22 protein-coding genes and 1 riboswitch are annotated in these 22,596 nt (G+C 63.1%); of the genes, 10 read left to right on the forward strand and 12 right to left on the reverse strand.

What is annotated here, in order from left to right; translation table 11 throughout:
• A partial coding sequence (locus ACT3UA_RS14885; RefSeq protein WP_444617166.1) for a MerR family DNA-binding transcriptional regulator occupies positions 1–139 on the reverse strand: 139 nt, incomplete at its 3' end.
• A 177-nt stretch (positions 140–316) separates the two neighbouring features.
• On the opposite strand from ACT3UA_RS14885, the gene ACT3UA_RS14890 reads away from it, so the two are divergent.
• The 3 genes from ACT3UA_RS14890 (at position 317) to ACT3UA_RS14900 (ending at position 2,813) form a co-directional block, all read left to right on the forward strand.
• A complete protein-coding gene (locus tag ACT3UA_RS14890; protein WP_141393522.1) occupies positions 317–970 on the forward strand; it encodes a Pr6Pr family membrane protein in 654 nt (217 codons plus the stop codon).
• Between the two features lie 155 nt (positions 971–1,125).
• A complete protein-coding gene (locus tag ACT3UA_RS14895; protein WP_096285746.1) occupies positions 1,126–2,415 on the forward strand; it encodes an adenylosuccinate synthase in 1,290 nt (429 codons plus the stop codon).
• 38 nt (positions 2,416–2,453) lie between these two features.
• Positions 2,454–2,813 carry an NUDIX domain-containing protein gene (locus ACT3UA_RS14900; RefSeq protein WP_096285744.1) on the forward strand — a complete coding sequence of 120 codons (360 nt, stop codon included), beginning with the start codon at positions 2,454–2,456 and terminating at the stop codon, positions 2,811–2,813.
• Here ACT3UA_RS14900 and ACT3UA_RS14905 read toward each other — a convergent pair.
• From ACT3UA_RS14905 to ACT3UA_RS14915, 3 genes are all read right to left on the reverse strand, one after another.
• Positions 2,794–4,080 (reverse strand): HipA domain-containing protein, encoded by a 1,287-nt coding sequence (locus tag ACT3UA_RS14905; protein ID WP_444617122.1) that lies wholly within the window; start codon positions 4,078–4,080, stop codon positions 2,794–2,796. The genes ACT3UA_RS14900 and ACT3UA_RS14905 overlap by 20 nt on opposite strands.
• A gap of 1 nt (position 4,081) precedes the next feature.
• Entirely contained in the window at positions 4,082–4,363 is a 282-nt protein-coding gene (locus tag ACT3UA_RS14910; RefSeq protein WP_096285740.1) for a helix-turn-helix domain-containing protein, read from the reverse strand.
• 594 nt (positions 4,364–4,957) lie between these two features.
• A complete protein-coding gene (locus tag ACT3UA_RS14915; RefSeq protein WP_444617125.1) occupies positions 4,958–6,487 on the reverse strand; it encodes a sodium:solute symporter in 1,530 nt (509 codons plus the stop codon).
• Positions 6,488–6,925: 438 nt separating this feature from the next.
• Between ACT3UA_RS14915 and ACT3UA_RS14920 the strand changes: the two genes are divergently transcribed.
• From ACT3UA_RS14920 to ACT3UA_RS14930, 3 genes are all read left to right on the forward strand, one after another.
• Positions 6,926–8,581 carry a thiamine pyrophosphate-dependent enzyme gene (locus ACT3UA_RS14920; protein WP_096285736.1) on the forward strand — a complete coding sequence of 552 codons (1,656 nt, stop codon included), beginning with the start codon at positions 6,926–6,928 and terminating at the stop codon, positions 8,579–8,581.
• 266 nt (positions 8,582–8,847) lie between these two features.
• Positions 8,848–9,216 (forward strand): hypothetical protein, encoded by a 369-nt coding sequence (locus tag ACT3UA_RS14925; protein WP_444617127.1) that lies wholly within the window; start codon positions 8,848–8,850, stop codon positions 9,214–9,216.
• A gap of 142 nt (positions 9,217–9,358) precedes the next feature.
• A complete protein-coding gene (locus tag ACT3UA_RS14930; RefSeq protein WP_176484155.1) occupies positions 9,359–9,790 on the forward strand; it encodes an SRPBCC family protein in 432 nt (143 codons plus the stop codon).
• 6 nt (positions 9,791–9,796) lie between these two features.
• On the opposite strand, the gene ACT3UA_RS14935 is transcribed toward ACT3UA_RS14930, so the two are convergent.
• From ACT3UA_RS14935 to ACT3UA_RS14970, 8 genes are all read right to left on the reverse strand, one after another.
• Positions 9,797–10,540, reverse strand: a complete 744-nt coding sequence (locus ACT3UA_RS14935) for a polysaccharide deacetylase family protein (protein WP_444617129.1) — start codon at positions 10,538–10,540, stop codon at positions 9,797–9,799.
• Between the two features lie 316 nt (positions 10,541–10,856).
• Positions 10,857–11,135: an HPr family phosphocarrier protein gene (locus tag ACT3UA_RS14940; protein ID WP_444617131.1), complete on the reverse strand. Its 279-nt coding sequence runs from the start codon at positions 11,133–11,135 to the stop codon at positions 10,857–10,859.
• Positions 11,136–11,189: 54 nt separating this feature from the next.
• Positions 11,190–12,899, reverse strand: coding sequence for a phosphoenolpyruvate--protein phosphotransferase (gene ptsP / locus ACT3UA_RS14945; protein ID WP_444617133.1), 1,710 nt, complete (start codon positions 12,897–12,899; stop codon positions 11,190–11,192).
• Positions 12,896–14,890, reverse strand: coding sequence for a PTS fructose transporter subunit IIABC (locus ACT3UA_RS14950; RefSeq protein ID WP_444617135.1), 1,995 nt, complete (start codon positions 14,888–14,890; stop codon positions 12,896–12,898). The genes ptsP and ACT3UA_RS14950 overlap by 4 nt, the downstream gene beginning before the upstream one ends.
• Before the next feature lie 2 nt (positions 14,891–14,892).
• Complete coding sequence (locus ACT3UA_RS14955) at positions 14,893–15,870, reverse strand: 1-phosphofructokinase family hexose kinase (protein ID WP_096285721.1); 978 nt, start codon at positions 15,868–15,870, stop codon at positions 14,893–14,895.
• Positions 15,867–16,643, reverse strand: coding sequence for a DeoR/GlpR family DNA-binding transcription regulator (locus ACT3UA_RS14960; protein WP_096286019.1), 777 nt, complete (start codon positions 16,641–16,643; stop codon positions 15,867–15,869). The genes ACT3UA_RS14955 and ACT3UA_RS14960 overlap by 4 nt, the downstream gene beginning before the upstream one ends.
• Before the next feature lie 202 nt (positions 16,644–16,845).
• Positions 16,846–17,340 (reverse strand): CoA-binding protein, encoded by a 495-nt coding sequence (locus ACT3UA_RS14965; protein WP_096285719.1) that lies wholly within the window; start codon positions 17,338–17,340, stop codon positions 16,846–16,848.
• A complete protein-coding gene (locus ACT3UA_RS14970) occupies positions 17,340–18,707 on the reverse strand; it encodes an O-acetylhomoserine aminocarboxypropyltransferase/cysteine synthase family protein (RefSeq protein ID WP_096285717.1) in 1,368 nt (455 codons plus the stop codon). Before ACT3UA_RS14970 ends, ACT3UA_RS14965 begins: the two co-directional genes overlap by 1 nt.
• An 85-nt stretch (positions 18,708–18,792) precedes the next feature.
• Positions 18,793–18,887: riboswitch (SAM riboswitch) on the reverse strand.
• Between the two features lie 38 nt (positions 18,888–18,925).
• Between ACT3UA_RS14970 and ACT3UA_RS14975 the strand changes: the two genes are divergently transcribed.
• The 4 genes from ACT3UA_RS14975 (at position 18,926) to nhaA (ending at position 22,588) form a co-directional block, all read left to right on the forward strand.
• The gene (locus tag ACT3UA_RS14975; RefSeq protein ID WP_181150529.1) at positions 18,926–19,564 is read left to right on the forward strand and encodes a histidine phosphatase family protein; all 639 of its coding nucleotides are present in this window, start codon (positions 18,926–18,928) and stop codon (positions 19,562–19,564) included.
• Positions 19,565–19,723: 159 nt separating this feature from the next.
• Entirely contained in the window at positions 19,724–20,224 is a 501-nt protein-coding gene (locus ACT3UA_RS14980; protein ID WP_096285713.1) for an RNA polymerase sigma factor, read from the forward strand.
• A complete protein-coding gene (locus tag ACT3UA_RS14985) occupies positions 20,221–20,850 on the forward strand; it encodes a methylated-DNA--[protein]-cysteine S-methyltransferase (protein ID WP_096285711.1) in 630 nt (209 codons plus the stop codon). Before ACT3UA_RS14980 ends, ACT3UA_RS14985 begins: the two co-directional genes overlap by 4 nt.
• A gap of 460 nt (positions 20,851–21,310) precedes the next feature.
• Positions 21,311–22,588 (forward strand): Na+/H+ antiporter NhaA, encoded by a 1,278-nt coding sequence (nhaA, locus tag ACT3UA_RS14990; RefSeq protein ID WP_176484153.1) that lies wholly within the window; start codon positions 21,311–21,313, stop codon positions 22,586–22,588.
• The last annotated feature ends 8 nt before the right edge of the window (positions 22,589–22,596 follow it).

A 22,596-nucleotide genomic window follows, 5' to 3' on the forward strand; every position in this document is an offset into this window, starting at 1 on the left:
CTAGCTGCGCAGGATCATACGAGCGATAGCCGCTGAACTCGTCGACGTGGGCGGGCACAAGCAGCCCGGCGGTGTCCCAGTGCCGAAGCATCCGGTGAGTCACCTGACCGATCTGCGCAAACGCTCCAATGGATAACATGCTTTAAGTTCTCCGCCCTGACACCGTGTGAGAGTCAAGCCCTCGGTTGGTTCTGGGGCTATTGTTGCACCGCAACGGGTGCCATTGGCGTTTCCTGGGTCCGGTAATTTTCCGGAAGCTACAGGTCGCTTAGCTAAAGCCATTGGATACTACAGCGCTAGACGATAATCTTCGAAGGTGAAGACGCCTCAAAAAACCGTGCGCTATCTCAACCTCGCTCGAATCTTCTGGGCGCTGGTCACCCTGGGCGCTATTTTGGCCACTTATGCGGACACCGCGTCGCGAGGCCCGGTGCAAGCGATGAATTTCTTTGGCTACTTCACGATCCAGTCGAACCTGATCGTGGTAGGCGTCGGGCTCGTCGCCGGGGTGATGGGCCTAGCCAAGGGTGCCGCGGTGCCACGCTGGGTTGTGGGCCTGCGGGCCTTGGCCAGTATGTGCATGGTGGCCGTCGGGCTGATCTATATCACCTTGCTGGCACCCTTGGGAGCTGCCGGCGGGGTGCCGCTGCCGTGGGCGAATTGGGTGATGCATATTCTCGGCCCAATCCTGGTTCTGGCCGATTGGCTCTTGGCTAAGAAGCGGAAGGCCTTGCCCTACACGGCGGTACCGGTGCTCCTGCTTTACCCGCTGCTCTGGACCGGGGTGGTGCTGGTTCGCGGGGCCGTCGATGGGTGGGTCCCCTATCCCTTCCTCGACCCGGATCAGGGATACGGAGTCATCGGCTTGTACGTTGTTTCCATTGCCGTGGCCTTCGCGGGAATAGCCTTTCTCGTCGTCGCATATGGCCGGCGGGGACGACACCGTGACGCTGAGCTCGAGATTCCCTAATCGTTTCGGTAAACTTTGGTCGTAAGAGCCCCTAACTCTTACATTGAGCCCATTGGGCCAAGTGAGAAGTACAGGGGCATATTTTTTGCCCGGCACCGTGCCGGGACGGCGTGAAGAGCGCCGTAACCGCTGCTTTATGCAAGGGGGAGGATCCCATGCCAGCAATCGTGATCGTCGGAGCCCAGTGGGGCGATGAAGGCAAAGGCAAGGCTACCGATTTGCTCGGTGGACACGTCGACTATGTAGTCAAGCCAAACGGCGGCAACAACGCCGGGCACACCGTGGTCGTCGGCGGTGAGAAGTACGAGCTCAAGCTCCTTCCAGCCGGCATCCTGTCGCCAAATGCCACTCCGATCATCGGCAACGGTTGCGTGGTGAACCTCGAAGCGCTCTTCGAAGAAATCGATGGCCTCGAAGCCCGCGGCGCCGATACCTCGAAGCTGCGCGTTTCGGCCAACGCCCATCTGGTGGCCCCGTACCACCAGACCATGGACAAGGTCACCGAGCGTTTCCTGGGCAAGCGTGCCATTGGCACCACCGGCCGCGGCATCGGCCCCGCTTACATGGACAAGGTTGGACGCCTCGGCATCCGCGTGCAGGACGTCTTCGACGAGTCGATCCTGCGCCAGAAGGTCGAAGGCGCGCTGCGCCAGAAGAACGAACTGCTGGTGAAGATCTACAACCGGCGCACCGTGATCGTCGAGGACATCGTGGCGTACTTCCTGTCCTATGCCGATCGCCTGCGCCCGTTGATGATCGATTCCACCTTCGAGCTGAACAACGCGCTGGACGAGGGCAAGGTGGTGCTCATGGAGGGCGGCCAGGCCACCTTCCTGGACGTTGACCACGGCACCTACCCGTTTGTCACTTCCTCGAACCCCACCGCTGGCGGCGCCTCGGTCGGTTCGGGCATCGGCCCGACCCGCATCAGCCGTTCGATCGGCATCATCAAGGCCTACACCACTCGCGTGGGCGCAGGCCCTTTCCCCACCGAGTTGTTCGACGAGATGGGGATCTACCTGCAGACCACCGGCGGCGAATTCGGTGTGAACACCGGTCGCCCGCGCCGTTGCGGCTGGTATGACGCGGTGCTCGCCCGCCATGCCTCGCGTGTAAACGGCTTCACCGATTACTTCGTGACCAAGCTGGATGTGCTCACCAACATTGAGCAGATTCCGGTCTGCGTGGCCTACGACGTTGACGGCGTGCGCCACGACGAAATGCCGATGACGCAGACCGAGTTCCACCACGCGAAGCCGATCTTCGAGTACTTCCCGGGTTGGACCGAGGACATCTCCGAAGCCCGGAGCATGGAAGATCTGCCAGAGAATGCGCGCAACTACATCCTGGCCCTGGAGAAGATCAGCGGCACGCGGATCTCCGCCATCGGCGTGGGTCCGGACCGCGATCAGACCATCGTGCGCCACGATCTGCTTAAGGATTAATTTCTAGACATTTGGGAGCCGTCGCAGTTCATTGATTGATGAACTGCGACGGCTCTTTTTTCGTGCGCTCGAACCTAAGACGTGTTGGTAGTGGGATTCAGGCACCCCAAGATGAAGTCCTAGGATTGGATGGCGGGCATGGTGGTTTCTCCGAACATGCACACCCAGCCCGTGGGTGGATCAAGAAGAAACTCGAATTCCAGAACAGATTACTGTCAGCGGGCATTACCGGGCACGAGGCCGGGCAGGTTCTGGCAGTCCGCAAACGAGGTACGGCAACTTTCATGGTCCCGGGTGGCAAGCCTGAACCAGGCGAGTCTCCTCTCGATGCGGGCGTGCGCGAAGTGAGTGAGGAACTAGGGTCCAGCTCCCTTTTCGCTAGGCACTTGGCGGGGTGAGCCGGCCGATGCGTTTTCTGGTGTCATCGGCAACGTCGAGGATCATGGGGGTGAACCAGCCTTCTGCGCGCGATTGCTCGATGAGCGCCGGGAGCGCATCAAGCATCTCTCCCAGGGCGGTACGGATCTGCCTGGCGGCAATTTTCGAAGGGACACCCCAGGAGGCCGCTTCATCCATCAGATGCCTTCCATCGACCTCGTCGATGTGCGCACCGGCGCCTACGTGCAGGGACAGCTCGCGATCGGCATGCGCCCATGCGGCGGTGGGGACCACATCGTAGGCCGGCGCCAGTCGCACGGTTCCGCGGTCGATGGTCAATCCGATGTTCCGGGCGTGCATGTCGCAGTTCCCCAAGGCCAGATTCACGGTCAGGTATTTGAGCAGCAGTTCTCGCTCTTGCGGAGGATTTGAAGCGTTGTCGGTGAGGACCTGGGCGACTAGCTTCAGCGTGGGGGAGTTCTCTGCGGGTTTCTGGTACTTCTGCTTCATGCCGAGCGCTTGGCAGAAGTCCTCCTGGTGGATGCGCCGCACCGGTTTGGATCGGGCGTCGCGGTCGTAGCGTTCAACCAGGATTGCTTTGCGGCCTTGGACGGTGATGACTTCGGCGGCGGCGGCGATTTGGCGTTTGGAGCGGCTCAGGCGCACGGAGGCTTCGACCAGTCTCAGGCCGAACAGTTCCAGCTCGGCGATGGACGGCCATTGTTCGGTGCCGTCTTCATTCAGCCGCGCGGGTTTGAGGATGTGGGTGGTGGGACTGCCGTCCAGGGGCATGCCGATGCGGGGTCCGTCGCGGACTACGAGCAGCTTGCCTTGGAGTCCTCCCAGGCTCACCCGGATGGAGCTGTCGATGCCGATGCCCAGGGGTGCTGTGGGCAGGCTGGCGATGGCTTTGGCCAGTTCCTCGTCGGTGGTCCAGCGGATTTTGTGCGGTTCGTTGTTGGGCTCTTCGCCCAGGGGGAGCACTTGGACGGCGCCGGCGCAGTCCTTGCCGTAGGCGCCGAGCATCATGAAGGTGTCCTCGTGCGGGATTCTCGCCTTGTCGGCGAGCATTTTGCGGACGTCGTCTTCTGGCAGCAGGCCGTCCAGGAAGTGGACGCATTCGACCCAGGGGTAGGGTTCTTCCCGGATGGGCAGCTTGGTGGACAGCAGTGCGCTGCTGTTTTGAGCTTCGGGGGTGTACTGCAGGGATATGGTGCCGAAGCCGTGATCGGTGATGGTGGCCGTGTGCACTCCGTCGAACCATAGCGCCAGTTGCGGGTCTGCCACGTCAGCTCCTCTTGACTCGGTGGTGGATGCTGCGGGCGTTGCGGGCCATGCTGTTGCGGATGGCGTTGGTTTCGCCGGAGTGGCGTGGGGCGATGAGCAGATCCAGGCCGAGGAGGGACATGATTTCGAGCAGGATGTTGGCGTTGCCGAGCTTGCCGTTTTCGATCGCGCTGATGGTGTTGCGGGAGATGCCGAGCTGGTCGGCGACGTCCTCTTGGCTCAGTCCGAGGTCGATGCGCTGTTTGCGCAAGGTGCTTCCTATGGCTTTGGGGTCGTTTCGCATGCGCCCGCCTTTCTCTTAAAGCCCATTTTATCGTGAATTAACCCCAATGACATCATAATGTACTGATTTTTGCGTTTTAGTAGGTCGGTGACTTTAATGAGCAGAATCCTGTGCATTAGTGCATGGTGAGCATTAACGCCCAGAAGTTTGGTCTTTAATTGCCGTGCGCCGCTAAAGGCCAAAAAACTGCGCATTACCGCTAAGGTGCCAAAAGGCCAGCACCACCAGCAAGCTGATCATCATGGTCACCGTGGCAATCATCATGCTCGGCCTAGGGTAGCTGCCGCACCTACTATTTCAGGTGATGAAAATATGAGCATTAACGACAGATCGGAAATAAAGGGTTTCAATTTGGCGGGAGCGATAAAGATGCCGAGATTCCAACGCTGCAAAACTGCTGTTTCCAAGTTCCCGTACGGCAAAGACGCGTCCTGCTGAATTGTGAACTCATAATTTCATGGCCCTCCCGGATTCCTGCGCAGCCTATTCCGTGACGCTGGATGCCGAATAACAAAACGAGCCCCGTGCTCAGCGACGTTCACGGCTGAGCGCGGGACTCGAATACGAGGGTTCGCCCCGATGTTGCCTACTGGTCTAGAGTGCTGACTCCTGTGCCGTAGTGCTGGCCGGAGCGTCCTGGATCTTGCCTGCCACTCGTTGATTCCAATGCTCGATGACCTGCGCGGAGGTGGGTCGGGTGAGCAGGGAGACGATCACGAAGGTCAGCGCCGAGGCAATTAGTCCGTAGTAGATCGGCTCATTTGCGTATACGCCGGCGAATTTTTCCTCGGCCTGGATCTCTAAGATGATCATAGTGCCCAGGGTGACGACTGTACCGGCCGCCATGGAGACCGCGGCACCGATGCCGTTTCCGCGCTTCCAAATCAGCCCGCCAATGATGGCGACCAGCAGTCCGCCGACCAGAATGTCATAGGCGATGGTGAGCGCAGCGACCACATCATCAACCAGAATCGCCAGCGAGACCGTGACTATGCCGAGGAGCAGGACCCAGATGCGGTTTGCGCGCACGTCATGCTCCGGATTTTCGTCGGAGTTGGCCTGGACGGTCTTGCCGAACCAGCTGGCAACAAAGGGGGTGACGTCGGCGCGTGCCACGGTGGCCGCGGCGATCAATGCGCCGGATGCGGTTGACATCATTGCAGCCACCGCAGCGGCCATGACCAAGCCGCCTACGGCAACCGGCAGCAACTGGGTTGCGACCTCCGCGTAGACCACGTCCTGGTTGGAGTCAGCTCCGACGATGTCCGGCAGGGCTACACGGGCCGCCATGCCGATAATCGCTCCGGCAGCGCCATAGATGATGCAGTAAATTCCTGCGGTGGTGCCGCCCCAGCGGGCCACCTTTGGGGTTTTAGCGGTGAATACGCGCTGCCAGATGTCCTGGCCGATGAGCAAGCCAAGGGTATAGACAACAAAGTAGGTGATGATTGACTGCAACCCGATGCCGGTGAAGCTGAAGAACTCGGCATCCACTCGTTCGCGGATGCCAGCCATTCCGCCGGCTGCGTTCAAGGCGAAGGGCAGCATCAAGAAGAAGATGCCGATCGTTTTGATGATGAACTGCACCTGGTCTGCCAGGGTGATTGACCACATGCCGCCGATAGTCGAGTAGACCACCACGATCGCCCCGCCGATGGCGATGGCGTGCCACTTCTCCCAATCGAAGAGCACCAAGAAGATCGTCGCGTACGCACTGGTGGATGTCGCGCAGAGCATCAGGGTGTAGGCGAGCATGACCATGCCCGAGGTGTTGGTGGCCGACTTGCTGCCGTAGCGCAGGGTCAGCATTTGCGACACTGTGAAGACCTTCAGTCTTTGCAATGTCGGCGCGAAGCAGAGCGAGAGCAGGATGACTCCGGCCCCGATGGCGACCACCAGCCACATTCCCGAGATGCCCCATTTATAGCCCAGCCCGACGCCGCCCACGGTGGAGGCGCCGCCGAGCACGACGGCCGCCATGGTGCCGGTGTAGAGGAAGGGGCCTAGCCGGCGTCCGGCGACGAGGTAGTCGCTGCTGTTCTTGGTGCGCGATTTTCCCCACCATCCGAAGAGCAGCATTGCCGCCAGATAAGCTGCAACGATTATTCCGTTGATGTATTCCATGAAGGTGGCCTGTGTTCTGTGAGGGCGGGCAATCGAGATTACCGTAAGTAAACTTTTGTTGCTCTACAGGCTATTGGTGATAGCGGTGTGTCGTCAAACACATGAAGCTTGCCCGGTGATTGCCTCGACGGTTGCGGGGCATCCGAGGCGCGGCCCGGCAGGCTGCGGGTGAAGTGCGGTGCGACCTGCCCGATTTACCCTTGGTTGCTGTGATGGAACACACTGACCTACCCGCCGTAATTTTATGGACAATTTGACGAGCGATATGAATGATCGCTGGGCAGTCTGTCATATTTGCGTAGCAATCCATGGATCTTGTGCGATGCTGCGTGGACTCGAGTACTGTTTCAGGACGACGCAACGTTGCATCCGGTGCCTCTGTGGCACCTTTTTTCGTATGCGCGTCCCCCGAGTTTTCGATAGAAAGACGCCTAAAAGATGAGTGAAAATGGTCAGCCGTCGACAATGAAGTCGGCCGGACACGTCATTGTCGACACCCTTGCAGCCCATGGCGTGGAGCGCGCCTACGTCGTACCGGGCGAAAGCTACCTCGACGTCCTTGACGGCCTGCACCACTCGGCCATCGACACCATCGTCTGCCGCCATGAAGGCGGAGCCACTTATATGGCCGAAGCCGATGGCAAAATGCACCAGCGCCCGGGAATCGCGATGGTCACCCGTGGCCCGGGTGCCGCGAACGCCCACGTCGGTTTGCACACCGCGTGGCAGGACTCCACTCCGCTGGTGCTCTTCGTGGGGCTGATTCCCTTCGAACACCGGGGCAAGGAGGCCTTCCAGGAATTCGATCCAAAGGCCTGGTTCGGTACCGGCGCCAAACGCGTGATGATCCTGGACCACCCCGATCGCGCCTCGGAAATCGTCGCCGAAGCCATGTTCGCCGCCATGTCCGGACGCCCTGGCCCGGTGGTGGTCGGACTGCCCGAAGATATCATCACCCGGCAGGTGCCTGCGGAGGTGCACCCTGCGATCCCTGTCGCTACCGGCGGCATGACGGTCACCGACTGGAAGGCGTTGAACGAGGCGCTGCAGGAAGCCGATAAGCCGCTGTTCATTTTCGGCGGCAACGACTGGTCCCATGAGGGGGCGGCAAACTTCACCAGCTGGCTCGAAGAGCACGACCTGCCGGCCGCCGCCGAATGGCGTTGCGAAGGAACCGTACCGTTCAACTCCCCGTCATATGTGGGGCCCATCGGGTACGGCCGTCCCAAGCCCACCTATGACCTGCTTGAAGAAACGGACCTGCTCATCTTCGTAGGCACCGTGCCCGGAGACGTGATTACCGATGGCTTCAACATCCGCCAGAACTGGGATAAGAAGAATTTCCTGGTCACCATCGACCCCTCGCTGCGTGGCCGTTCGGGGCCCGTCTCGCACCAGATCGTGGCCAAGCCCGACGTTTTCGTCCGCGACCTGATGCTCATGGATCTGAAGGTCAAGGATTCCTGGCGCGCATGGACTGGCCGCATGCGCGGCGAGCAGGAGAAGTTCGCCCAACTGCCTTCGGCGGTTCCGGCGGAAGGCCAAGCCCGGATGGCAACTCTCATGGCCAACCTGGTCGATTCCCTCCCGGAAGATGCCATGGTGACCTTCGGGGCCGGCGAGCACACCAACTGGGCGCATCGCTACTTCCCCACCAACGGCTACGCCTCGATGCTCTCGGCGCGTAACGGTTCGATGGGTTATTCCATCCCTTCGGCGGTGGCCGCTTCGCTGTCCTACCCGGGACGCCAGGTGGTCAGCATCGCCGGGGACGGCGAATTCATGATGAACGGCCAGGAGCTGGCCACCGCCACCCAGTATGGCGCCACCCCGCTGGTCATCGTCATGGACAACCAGCAGTACGGCACCATCCGCACCCACCAGGAACGCCAGTACCCGGGCCGCGTCTCCGGCACGCAGCTGCAGAACCCGGACTTCGCGCTGATGGCCCAGGCCTTCGGCGGGTACGGGGCGCGCGTCGAAAAGGACGCGGACGTTCCCGCGGCAGTCGAAGCGGCGCTCGCCGCAATCGACGGAGAGAAAACCTTTGCGTTGATCCATTTGATCGTGGAGCAGGGCGTCAAGGCCTACTAGGCGGCTCCAAGGCGCAGCGCCCAGCGAGTGCCCCGACGGCGCTCGCTGGGCGCTTTAACCTCTGCCAGGCACCCGGAAACCGGCCTCCCGAGCGATGCGAAAGCTGCCGCGGAGGACCGGGCCTTCTGCCGATGGCGTGGCGTGCGCACGCGGGCAATGATAAATCCCACTCCTATCGCCTTGGCATGCCCCGTGGGACGGTTTAAGCTGAATTCCTACGGAATACGAGAGCAATCCAATCCCAACCCACCAAGGCGGAGAATCAGATGGCACAAATGAGCGAAGAGCTCATTGAGCAGTGGGCCGATGCCACTGCCGAAATCTACAACGAATCCCTATCCGGCATCTCGCTGACCCGATTGCCGGGCGCCGTGGGGCAATACATTGAGCTGTTTGCGCAGAGTGAAGACCTGACCTTCAATCGGGGAGCCACTCCACTGGATTACTTTGAGCGCCACCCGTTCCTTGCGGTGACAGCGATCCTGAACAACGACGAAGCGCTTGAGGCGCTGGACGAGGATCAGCAAGAAGCCTTGGACGAGATGGTGGGCTTCACCGAAGCCTGGTACAACTTCGACCAGGAGCAGGAACCCGAATTGGGGACCTCCGAAGCCGATGACGAGGACGACTGGTAAACCCAGATCCCCCAGCACGAAGCCGATCCGCCCATGGTGCGCCGTGGACGGGTCGGTTTTTTGCTCGCCGAAACCGGCAGGCCGGAGCGGAAAAATGGATCCTGCTATTTCCATATCGCATGATTGGTGGGACGATGCCGTTATGAGCCAGTTCAGCGTCTTTGAAAGCACCGTGGTGATTCACCTGCCGGTGCACCGCGTCTGGGAACTGCTGACCGACTGGGCAGCCACCCCGTTATGGATGCCGGGCATTGCCACCATGCACTCTGATGACGTGCAGCTACGCGTAGGCACGCAGTTGATCTATCGGGTAGGCAAGCACGAACGCCACTACCGGATCCACGACCTGATCGAGAACCGACTGCTGGTGGCGCACACTTCCGAAAATCCAGATGGCCTCTCCTACCGTTTCGACCTGAAAGACGATGCCGGATACACCGAAGTGGTGCTCCAGGTGGCGGTGATCAATCCGGACCTCACCGTTGAGCAATGCGAAGAGCTTGCCGCCTCGGTGCGCGAGGCCGAGGGAGATATGCTCGATCAGCTCAGGCTCTACGCCGAGCAGGCTCCATAGCGGAACCTATTGGCTGTGCGGCATGCTGCGCTTGTCATAGGCCTTGGAATCCTTGAACTCGGTTCCGGAGAAAAGCTGCTCGATGGTCACCAGGGTGTAGCCCGCCTGCCGAAGTTCTTCCACCAGCTGCGGCACGGCCTGGACCGAACTTTCATGGATGTCGTGCATCAAGATGATGGAGCCGGGGTTGACTTCCTCCATGGCTATTTCCACGGTCTTCTTCGGGTCGTGATGCTGCCAGTCCAGGGTGTCCACATCCCATAGCACCAGCGGGTAGGGCACCAGCCGGTCATAAACCGCGCCGTGGGAACCGTAGGGCGGGCGGAGGATGGCGGGGCGCACCCCGGCGGCCTCTTCGATCGCTACCTCGGTCCATTGCACCTCCTGCTCGATGCCTTCGGCGGTCAACGTGGTCAGATCCTTGTGGTCAAAGGTGTGGCTGCCGATCTGGTGTCCCTCTTGGGCCATGCGCTCCAGGGTTTTCGGGTACTTCTTGACGTTTTTGCCCAGCACAAAAAAGGTGGCCGGGGTGTGCTGCGCGCCCAATTCGTCCAAAAGCCTGTCGGTGAACTCCCCGGGCCCATCGTCAAAGGTCAGCGCGGCGCACTTGGTGGCCGCGCAGTCCACGGCTGCGGGGCTTGGCTCGGCAGGTGTCTGCTGCGCCGCAGGCTGCGCGGCGCAGCCGGCAAGCAAGGCGATGGCGATAGCCAGCACGGAAAAGCGGTAGCCGCGGCGGGAGAACGAACTCATCCTTCAACCATCTACCTCCCATGGCGCTGGCGCCAAGTTGCCACGCCCCACGGCGCGAATTTCACGGCTAACTCTGCGCAGCCGGCTGCGCGGCAGCGCGCATGATGAGCAGCGCATAATCCCGGTGGGCGAATGGCTTGACTAGACGCAGCACCGAGGCCTGCAATCTGCTCATGGGTGCTCCTGCATAAACGTGTGTAAGACCAATCATCCAGCCACTGATTGAATTTTGTCAATCAGTAAATTCCGGTGCACGCAAAAGCCCCGTGCCGCACCCTTGACGGGTGCTGCACGGGGCTAAGCAGAGAAGCCTTGGCTACTCGGAGTCGTGGTCAATTTCCAGGAGCGTTACCAGCTGATCCAGGGAGGCCTCGGCTCCTTCGCCTTCGGCGCGCAGCACTACCTTGGTGCCGTATTCGGCTCCCAGCCCCATCAGCGAGAGGATGCTCGAGGCATCCAGCGCGTCCTCGGCAGGTTCTCCTTCCAGCGCGATGGTGACCTCGACCGGAAGCTCACCGGCGGCTTCGGCGAAGATTGCAGCCGGACGGGCATGCAGGCCAACCCGGCTTCCAATGATTGCTGTACGTTCTGCCATGATGGCTCCTTCTGATCGGTGGTATTCGTAAGCTTAAAGTACTTAGGTCTTCGGTTACAGTCCGAAACGGTCCAGTTCGGGCAGCTGCGCGCGCACCAGAGCGCGAGCCTCATCCGCCGAGGCCGCCTGCAAGGCGAGGCGTGCCAAATCCTGCGCGGCCGCCAGGTCCACGGTGCGCAGCACCGCCGCTACCGGAGCGAGCGCACGCTTATTCATCGACAGCGTGCTGACTCCCAGCCCGGCCAGCACCACCGCGAGCGCGGGATCCGCCGCGGCTTCACCGCACACGCCTACCGGTTTGGCCCCGGCGCCTTGCGCCCCGGCGCCTTGCGCCCCGGCGCAGGTGGCCGCGACCATGTGCAGCACCGCAGGCTGCCAGGGGTCGTTGAGTTCCGCCAGCGAACCCAACTGCCGGTCGGCGGCCATGGTGTACTGCGTCAGGTCGTTGGTTCCGATGGAGACAAAATCGCAGCGTTCCAGGATCCGCTCGGCCAGCAGTGCGGCCGAGGGCACCTCGATCATCACCCCGGCGGTGGGCAGTTTCGCCGCGGCGACCAGCGCCGCGAAATCCTGTGCCTCGGCGGGCGTGGAAATCATCGGGGCCATGGTCCAGACCTCGGCCTGGTGGGCGGCGGCCGCCTCGGAGATCGCGGTGAGCTGGCGGGCCAGCACGCCGGGACTGGTGGTATCGGTGCGGTAGCCGCGCACCCCGAGGGCCGGGTTCGGCTCGCTGGCATCGGTGAGGAATGGCAATGGCTTGTCGGCGCCGGCATCCAGCGTGCGCACCACGACCTTCTGCTGCGCGAACGCCGCGAAGACCGCACCGTAGGCCGCGACCTGCTCCTCGTGGGAAGGTTCCTTTTCGCGTCCCAGGAAGCAGAACTCGGTACGCAGCAGGCCCACGCCTTCGGCTCCGGCCGCGGCGGCCGCCTGCGCGTCCTCGCCGCTTCCGACGTTGGCCAGCAGCGGGACGCGGTGCCCGTCGGCCAGCACGCCGCTGCCGTCGAAGTCCGGCAGCTGCTCGCGGTTGGCGTAGGTGCGCGCGATGGCGACCTCGACCTCGGTGGGGTTGCGCACCACCAGCCCGTCGATGCCGTCCACGTACACCCGGTCCGCATCACGCAGCGCGGTGGTCTCGCTCGCCGCGACGATGGCAGGCAAGCCCAGGGAGCGGGCGATGATCGCGGTGTGGGACTGCGGGCCGCCGTCGCTGGTGACCAGGGCCAAGACCTTGGCCGGATCCAGGGTGGCCGTATCCGCCGGCGCCAGGTCCACCGCAACGAGCACAAAGGGCTCGTCCGAATCGGGGATTCCCGGGGCGGGGACCCCGCGCAGCTGGGCCACGATGCGCGCCCGCACATCCAGCACGTCGCCGGCGCGTTCGGCCATGTAGCCGCCGAGCGCCGCAAGCTGGGTGGCCACCGCGTCGGCGGCTTCCCAAAGCGCCGACTCGGCGCAGGTGCCCGAGGCGACAAGCTTCGTCGCGGACTTCAGCAGGCTGCGGTCGCTGGCCATCAGCGCGGTGGCCTTGAGCACCGCTTGCGCGTCTCCGGTGGCATGCGCCGCGCGTTCCTTCAGCTGTGCCGCGACCGCCGCGGTGGCCTCGGCCAGGCGGGCGGTTTCGCTCTCCACGCTGGCCCCCGGGGCAAACGGGGCGCCGTCGGCCGGGGCGCTGATCGGATCGGGCATGCGCCGCACGGTGCCGATGACCCGGCCCGCGCTGACCCCGACGCCGGAGAACTTTTCTACGCTGTGGGTGCTCATGCGCCGACCTTCGCATTCTCTACGCCCGGCGTCGCGGACTTGCGGACGAATTTCTTCAAGATAATCACCAGCGCCGCGGAAACCAGCGTGCCGATGAGCGTTGCCAGCAAGAACATCGGCCAGGTGTTGTTCATCGCGAAGAAGACGAAGGCTCCGCCGTGCGGTGCCTGGCTGACCACATCAAAGGTCATGATCAGCGAACCGGTGACCCCGGCGCCGACCATCGAGGCCGGGATGACGCGCAGCGGATCCGCCGCGGCGAAGGGGATCGCCCCTTCTGAGATGAACGCGGCACCGAGCAGCCAGGCAGCCTTGCCGTTTTCGCGTTCGGCCCCGGTGAAGAGCCTCGGGGAGACCGCGGTGGCCAGCGCCATGGCCAGTGGTGGAACCATGCCCGCGGCCATAACCGCCGCCATGATCATCAGCGGTGCCGGATTATCGGTAATCGAGCCGGCTCCCAGACCTGCCACGGCGAAGGAGTAAGCGACCTTGTTGACCGGTCCGCCCAGATCCACCGCCATCATCAGGCCGAGAATCAGTCCAAGAATTGCCGCGGCGGTGCCCGACATGCCCGATAGCCATGAGTTCAAGGCTTCGGTGAGTTTTGCGATCGGGCCGCCGAGGAAGAGGATCATCAGCCCCGAGGCGATGATCGAGCCCAGTAGCGGCACGATGACCACCGGCATCAGGCCGCGCAGCCAGCGCGGAACGTTCCACGAGCTGATCCAGCGTGCCGCCAGTCCGGCAATCAGGCCGCCGACGATACCGCCGAGGAAACCGGCTCCCATGAACCCGGCCACCGCACCGGCGGTGAAACCGGGGGCGATGCCCGGACGGTCGGCGTAGGCGTAGGCGATGTAGCCGGCCAGCGCCGGCACCAGGAAGCCCATGGACAACCCGCCGATCTTGAAGGCGACCGCGCCGAGGAAGGCCAGGAGCCCCTCGTCCGGCAGATTGAACAGCGTCGTCTCCGCCAGGTACTGATCGGCCACGTCGGTGATGTCGTAACCGCCGAGCAGGAAGCCTAAGGCGATCAGCAAACCGCCGCCGGCGACAAACGGGATCATGTAGGAGACGCCGGTGAGCAGTGCACGCTTCAGGTCGGCGCCGAAGCCTTGCTTGCCGCCGCCCTGTTCGGATTCCGCGGCGGCCGTGCCGGCGGGAACCTTGCGTGCGTTGGGATCGGTGGCCGCGGCGATGGCATCCTGCAAGAGCTTTTCCGGCTCGTCGATGCCGCGTTTGACGGGAACCTGGATCACCGGTTTGCCGGCGAAACGCGAGCGGTCACGCACGTCGACGTCTACCGCGAAGATCACCGCGTCGGCGGCTTCGATAACCGCCGGGTCCAAGGCGGTTGAGCCGGAGGAGCCCTGGGTTTCCACGGCGAAGTCGATGCCGAGCTCCTCGGCGCTTTGCGCCAGCGAGTCGGCCGCCATGTAGGTGTGCGCGATGCCCGTGGGGCAGGCGGTGACCGCAACGATCCTGGAGACCTTCGCGGTAGCAGCCGGCGCTTCGGGCTGCGCGGCAGGCACCGTGGGGCTATCGGAGATCACCGCGGAGACCAGTGCGACGATTTCCTCGTCGCTCTTGGCTTCACGCAGGGCGCCGGTGAAGGTCTTCTTGACCAGTGCGCGGGCCAGCTTGGAGAGCAGCTTCAAATGATCCTTGTCGGCGCCTTCCGGGGCGGCGATGAAGAAGATCAGATCCGCCGGGCCGTCCTTGGCTCCGAAGTCCACCGGGGTGGCCAGGCGCGCCATGGCCAGGGTCGGGATGGTCACGGCCGCCGAACGGCAGTGCGGGATCGCGATGCCCCCGGGGACGCCGGTTGCCGTTTTGGCTTCTCGGGCCAGCGCATGCTCGGCCAAAGCCGAGGCGTCGGTGGCGCGGGAGGCCTGGGCCACCAAATGCGCCAGATGGTTGATGACCTCGGAGGTCGAGGTGCCCAAGTGCGCGTCGAGGGTGACGAGCTGGGTGGTGATCAGGTCGCTCATAGCTATGATCCTTGCCTTGGGGTTAGTGCGAGAACGGTGACGGCGTCCACGGTGAGATCGGATGGTGCGGGAATGGTTGAGCCGGGAAGTGAGGCCGCCGCCGCGCCGTAGGCGATGGCGGAGCCAAGACACTGATCCGGTGCTGCCCCGGAGATGGCCGCTAGCAGGTAGCCTGCCAGCGAAGAGTCTCCGGCGCCCACGGTGCTGCGGGCGGTGATCGGCTGGTGCCAGCCATGCCAGGCGCCCTGGCCCGTTGCCAGCACGGCGCCGTGCGCTCCGAGGGTGGCAAGCACCGCGCCGGCCCCGCGTTCGAGCAGGTCGCGGCAGGTGCTCGCGGTCAGCTCGGCGTCGGCCTCGAGCTGCTCCTCGGTGAGCTGCGAGCCCACCAGTTCGGCCAGTTCCTCGGCATTTGGCTTGATCAGATCCGGGACGTGGCTTGGGCCGTGGGCAAAGAGCTGGCGCAGCGGTTCACCGGAGGTGTCCACGGCGATGTGCGGGCAATTCACCCCGAGCGCATCGCGCAGTGCCGCGGTGAGCTGGGCGTAGAAATCTGCGGGTGCTCCCGGTGGCAGCGAGCCGGCCATCACCACCCATTGGGCTGCGCCAGCGGATTCCAGCACCAGCGCGCTCAGTGCGTTCAGCGCCTCGGCCGTGAGCACCGGACCCGATTCGTTGATCTTCGTGGTGGTGCCGTCCGGGTCGGTGATGGCGATGTTGGTGCGCAAGGGCCCATCGATGGGCAGCGCCTTGAACTCAAGCCCGTCGCCGCGCAGCGCCGCGATCAAGGGGTCATTGGCCGCTCCGGGGAGCAATGCCAGGCTCTGGGCACCGGCGATCGAGATCGCCCGGGAAACATTGACTCCCTTGCCGGCGGCTTGGGTGTGGCTTCTGGCCGCGCGCTGGACCGCTCCGTGGGCCAGCGGATCCAGCAGCTCGATGGTCTTGTCCAGGGCCGGGTTGCAGGTCAGGGTGATAATCATGCGACCACTACCTCTACCTCGGCTAGTTCCAGGGCGCGGGACAGCTCGGCTTCCGGGGCGTGATCGGTGACGATCGTGTCCACCTGGTCCAGCCGCGCGAAGCGGACCAGGGTTTCCTGCTCGAATTTCGAGGAATCCACCAGGAGGACCACCCGGCGGGCGCTGGCGACCAGCGCCGTTTTGACGGCGGCTTCCAACGGGTCCGGGGTGCTCAGCCCGAAGCCGGCATGCAGGCCGTTGGTTCCGATAAAAGCAATGTCTGCGCGGTAGTTCGCGTATTCCTGTGCGGTGCGCGCCCCGCTGCTGGCGCCGGTGATTCCGCGAACTCGTCCGCCAATCATTTCCAAGGCAATCTGCGGGCTTTGCATCAGCGCGGTGGCGATCGGCAGCGCGTGGGTGATCACCACGAGCCCCGACCCTGCATTGGTTTTCACCATGCGTTCGGCGAGAATCTCGGTGGTGGTTCCCGCATCGAGAATGACCGAGGCATCGGAGACCGGGAGCAGGCTCAGCGCGCGCTGGGCAATCCGGGCCTTGGCCTCGGCGTGGATGGCAGTGCGGGCTACATAGCTTTCCTCGCGGGTGCTCGCCTCGCTGGCCGCGACCGCACCGCCGTGCACCCGGCGCAAGAGGTTCTCTGATTCCATCTGGGCCAGATCGCGGCGGACCGTTTCGGCGGTGATCTCGAAGCGCTGGGCCAGCTGAGCGACGGTTACTTTCCCGGCATTCGCCAACTGATCAGTGATTAGCCGGTGTCTTTCCTCGGCAAACATCTGCGCCTCCATGAAGTCATGATCTACAACACACGAATCTGTGTTTCCATGACTTTATGCCCGTTTGCGTGGGGTAGTCAAGATGAAATCCAAAAATATTGTGGATTAATCTTTGCTTGCGTGGGGTTATCCGTTCAAAAGACAAAAATCGGTGGGTCCTCTCCGCAGAGGGAACCCACCGATCGAGGTATTGAGCCGAGCGCTACGCCAGGATCTGGCGTTTGGAAGAAATGACTCCGGTGTTGAAGCCGGCCAGGCGCAAGCCGCCGTGGAAGCGTGCGTGCTCAATCTTGACGCAGCGATCCATGACCACGTTCAGGCCCGCCGCCTCGCCGCGTGCGGCGACTTCCTCATGCCAGGATCCAAGCTGCAGCCACAGCGTTTTCGCGCCCACCGCCACGGCCTCATCCAGTACGCCGGGAAGGTCATCGTGCTTTCGGAAGACCTCAACCAGATCCGGGGTCTCCGGCAGATCCGCCAGCGACTTGTAGACCGGCTGGCCCAGAATCTCGTCGAGCACCGGGTTGATGAAGTACACCTTGTACTTCGAGGAGGACAGCAGGTAGGTGGCGACGAAATAGCTCGCACGCGAGGGCTTATTCGAGGCGCCAACAATGGCGATGACCTTTGTATCGCGCAGGATCTGCAGGCGTTCGGCCGCGCCGGGCGCCTGCCAGGTGCGTTCTTCGATGCTCATTAGTTCGCTCCCTTCGAAGCGGCTGGCACGGCGCAGGCGGCGCCGTCATAGGTGGGAGTGTCGAGCTGTTCGTCCGCGGTGGCTGCCTGCGAGGCGCTCAGCGCCTGATCAAGGTCCCAGATGATGTCTTCGACGTCCTCCAGGCCAACCGACAAGCGGATCAGGTCCTCCGGAACGCCGGCGGCAATCATCTGCGCGGCGCTCAGCTGCTGGTGCGTGGTGGAGCCCGGGTGCAGCACCAAGGTGCGCGCATCGCCGATATTCGCCAGGTGGCTGGCCAGCTGCAACGCCTCGATGAACTTGGTGCCGGCCGCACGCCCACCCTTCACGCCGAAGCTGAAGACCGAGCCGACGCCCAGGGGAAGCAATTCGGTGGCCCGCTCATGCTGTGGGTGGGATTCCAGGCCCGCGTAGTTCACATAGCCGACGCGGTCATCGGCTTCGAGCCACGCGGCGATCTGCTTCGCGTTGGCCAAGTGGTTGTCCATGCGCTGCGGCAGCGTCTCCAAACCCTGCAGCAGCTGGAAGGCCGACTGGGCCGGCAGGGAGGGACCGAAGTCGCGCAGCTGCTCGCTGCGCAGCTTGGTCAGGAAGCCGTACTCGCCGAAGTTATCCCACCAGGACACGTTGCCGTAGCTCGGCACCGGTTCGGTCATAGTGGGGAACTTGCCGTTGCCCCAGTTGAAGGTGCCGGCCTCGATGACCACACCACCCAAGGTGGTGCCGTGGCCGCCGATGAACTTGGTCGCCGAGTGGATCACGATGTCCGCACCGTGCTCGATAGGGCGCAGCAGGTACGGCGGGGTCAGCGTGGAGTCGACCACCAGCGGCAGGTTGTGCCGGTGCGCCACCTCGGCCAGGCCCTTCAGGTCTGCAATGTCGCCGGAGGGGTTCGCCACGATCTCGGTGTAGACGGCCTTGGTGTTTTCCTGGATGGCAGCCTCAAAGTCGGCCGCCTCGTTGGAATCGACGAAGGTGGTGTTGATGCCGAAGCGGCGCAGGGAGACGTCCAGCTGGGTGATGGTGCCGCCGTAGAGCTTGGAAGAGGCCACGATGTGGTCTCCGGCCTGTGCCAGCGCCGCGAAGGTGACGAACTCGGCTGCCATGCCGGAGCCGGTGGCTACCGCGCCGATGCCCCCTTCGAGGGAGGCCATGCGCTCCTCGAAAGCCGCCACGGTCGGATTGCCGATGCGCGAATAGATGTTGCCGTATTTCTGCAGGGCGAACAGGTTCGCCGCATCATCGGTGTCTTTGAAGACGAATGAGGTGCTCTGGTAGATCGGCACGGCGCGTGCGCCATGCTCGGCATCGGGGGTGCCGCCTGCGTGTAGCGCGCGGGTGCGGAATCCAAACTTGTGGTCGGCCATGGTGGCTTACGACTCCTTGTCGACTGGGTCTTCGGCAGGAATCCCGGGTCAATGTCGCATAACCCCTGGAGTCCAGTGGAAAGCAGCTCCATCGGTTCTGGCGGTAGCACCTGATCCACCGGCTGTGGCAGGTTGCTGCGGCGTCATCAAACCAGATCTCTCGGCCGCTCGGGATGGTTAAGTAATAGTCTGTCAATATGTCCTGGGATGACCCAACAATGAGTCCTAAGGTTGCGAAGGTTGAAGCGCAGACTGATTCGGGTGCGGCGCCGCGGTTACCCTATGCTCGAATTATGGACACCGCGCTAGCACTGGTACGACACGGGCAGACCGACTGGAATCTTGCGGGTCGGCTCCAGGGCCGCACGGACATCGAGCTGAACGAGACCGGCCGCGAACAGGCGCGCGCGGCCGGGCGAGCGCTCATGGGGGAGGGGTGGGATCTGGTGCTCGCCTCCCCGCTGTCCCGCGCCCAGGAGACCGCCGCGCTCATCGCCGCGGAACTCGGCGTCGACACCGGTGCCCCGGTTGCTCACGCGGTTGAACGCGGCTTCGGTCCGCTCGAAGGGCGGGTCATGATCGAAGTGACCGAGCGGGAAGCGGCTGCGCTGGCGGGGCAAGCCGAGAGCCGTGAACTGGTGCTGCAGCGGATGCTGCTCGCCTTGACCGAACTGATTCAGGCAAACCCCGGCCGCCGCATGCTGGTGGTCAGCCATGGGGCCGCCATGCGCATCACCCGCGACGCGCTCGCCGGGACCCGCGCCGAGCGGGGAGTGGAAAATGGAGAAGTCATTCCGGTCAGCCTTGCCCGGCTCGCCGAACTCGTTCAGGAACACGATCTTGCGGACGCCCGCTAGGCTCGTTTGCCACCCAGTGATTATCCGGCACCGGGCCGGTACTGCTTAAGCACCGCTAGGCAGCCGCGGAGAATCTTTCTCGAAGAAAAATCCCCACGAAACCTCACAAAACATCGCGGCGGTACGTTTACATGGTGAAAGCACCGAACCAGGAGCAGCATGAAACAGCCATTCGAACGCATCGTCCAGGCCCACGGGCTGAGCGTCCTTCGGGTTTGCCGCGCCCTGCTCGATGAGCACCGCGCGCAGGATGCCTGGTCCGAAACGTTTCTCTCCGCGCTGAAGGCGTACCCGGAGCTGGATGAGGAGGCGAATGTCCAGGCGTGGCTGGTGCGCATCGCCCATCGCAAGGCCATCGATGAGCTCCGCCGGCACAAACCAGAACTCAGCCAAGCAGAGGTCCAGCCAGCCACTCGGGCATCGTCCGAGACCAGCGCGGAGGACCACGTGGCAAACATGGAGCTGTGGCAGGCAGTGAAGCTGCTGCCACAAAAGCAGCGGCTGGTCGTGGCCTACCGTTATCTGGGTGGGCTCGGCTATGCCCAAATCGCCGAGATTCTCTCCGGCAGCGCGGATGCTGCCCGGCGTGCTTCAGCCGACGGAATCAAGAACCTGCGAACCCACCTGTCGCAGGATCAACTACCAGGAGGCGACCGATGAACACGCAAACTCCAGACTCCAACCCGACCTCATCCGAGGCGCAGCTGCTGCGCGAGCTCCATACGCGCCTGGAGCGTAGCGCGGGGGAGCAGCAGTTGATCGATATCGCCTATCGGGTAGTGGATTCGCCCATCGGGCGGCTGCTTATGGCCTGCACGGAGGTGGGGCTGGTTCGGGTCGCCTTCGAAAGCGAGGGGCATGAATCGATCCTCGATATCCTGTCCGGCAAAGTGGGTGCGCGGATCTTGCGCGCGCCAGCAAAACTGGACAATGTCGCCTGGCAGCTCGAAGAGTACTTTGCCGGGGACCGGCAGGAATTCGAAGTGCCCTTGGACCTGCGCCTCTCGACCGAATTCCGCAGGCAAGTCCAGCTGGAACTGAGCCAGATAGGCTACGGCGAAACCTGGAGCTATGCCCGGATGGCCGAAAGGCTCGGCAAGCCCAAGGCGGTGCGCGCGGTTGGATCGGCCTGCGCCACCAATCCGCTGCCTATCGTCCTGCCCTGCCACCGGGTCCTGCGCACCGATGGTTCGCTCGGCGGCTATCTGGGTGGGCTGGAGACCAAGACCTACCTGCTCCGGATGGAAAATCCGGATCGTTCAGAACAAGCCCCGGTCCTTTTCTAGCCCGAGCCACGGAGCTAAGCCGCACAGACCTGGGGATGGTGCTCGGGGAGCGCTTGATAGCTCGGTAACGCAATGAACTATTCATCCGCGAACTCCGCGGCAAAGTGCCTCCACCTCGGGGCCCGCCCCACATGTTTTCTACCGCCGTTCTGCCCGCGTACTGGTGGCGTATTCCAATCGCTGCCTGCCCGGTTCATGTTAGTGTTGAAGCATGCCCTTTTTGGTTTCGTCCCACGTGCAGCGGTTGATCGCTGCGGTGTTCCCGAACTCAAAATTACTGACGAAACGGGCTAGCGGCACTAACGGGTGGATGAGTTCCTGGGGAACCAATGCCCATGGCGAGATCGCCGGCTGTCCACCACCGCGCTCCTGATCTGCGCGGCTCTCTGCTCTCTTTCTTGATCGGTGGATTCCGCGCGCCATCGCGCCCGCATACCTCTTCTGAGAAAGACACCTTACTTTGTCGCACCATTCTTCCGACGTAATTCGTCAAGCACCCCATTCCATCTGGCGTGGAATCCACCAGACATTAAAGCAGGACTCGGTCGGCGGCTTGTTGCTGCTGTGCGCAACGGTCGCTGCGCTGATCCTCGCCAATTCCCCCGCCGCGTCCTGGTATGAGGATCTACGGAACTTCACTTTCGGCCCCGAAGCGCTGCACCTGAATCTTTCGGTAGGCACGTGGGCAGCCGACGGGCTGCTGGCAATCTTCTTCTTCGTGGTCGGCCTGGAATTGAAGGAAGAGTTCGTTGTCGGCAAGCTTCGCAACCCACGCACCGCGTTGGTCCCCATCGCTGCCGCAATCGGCGGCGTAGCCCTGCCTGCGCTGTTCTACGCGTGGGTGATCACCAGCGCCGGGAGCGACGCGATCAACGGCTGGGCGATTCCTGCTGCCACCGATATCGCCTTCGCGATCGCGGTCATCGCAGTCGTCGGAAAGTTCCTCCCGCCGGCGCTGCGCACGTTCTTGCTGACCCTTGCGGTGGTTGACGACCTCTTGGCGATTTCGATCATCGCGATCTTCTACACCGATGATCTAGCGTGGCTGCCGCTGGCTCTGGCCCTGATTCCACTGTTGGTGTTTGCGTTCGCCGTGCAGCGCGGCGTGCGTGCGTGGTGGATCCTGATGCCACTAGGCATTGCGGTGTGGGCGCTAGTGCATGCCTCGGGTATCCACGCGACCGTGGCCGGGGTGCTGCTAGGTTTCATGGTTCCGGTGGTCGCAACCTCGCGGGCGCGGGTGAAGATCGGCACGACCAATGACGGCCAACCGGTATATGACGGGCTAGCGGCGCATTTTGCGGACCGCTGGAGCGTGCCCTCATCGGTAGTCGCCATCCCCGTGTTCGCCTTCTTCGCCGCGGGCGTGGCCGTGGGCGGGCTTTCGGGGCTGGCCGAGTCACTGCTCAGCCCGGTGGCCGTAGGCATCATTGCCGGCCTGGTGCTGGGTAAATCCATTGGCATCACCGCCTCCACCTTCCTGGTCACGAGGATTCCGGGGATCACGCTGGACCGGTCGATCAAGTGGGTGGATGTACTCGGGATGGCCTTCGTCGCCGGAATCGGCTTCACGGTCTCGCTGCTGGTTGGTGAACTCGCCTTTGGCGCAGATGGTGCCGAGGCACAGTATGTCAAGATCGGGGTGCTGTGCGGCTCGCTGCTTGCCGCCGTGATCGGCGCCTTGATCCTCGCAGTGCGTAACCGGAAGTACCGCGCAGACTCATCTTCTTCGGCATAGCTTCGAAA

The sequence above is a fragment of the Glutamicibacter sp. 363 genome, assembly GCF_052379505.1.
GTDB lineage: Bacteria > Actinomycetota > Actinomycetes > Actinomycetales > Micrococcaceae > Glutamicibacter.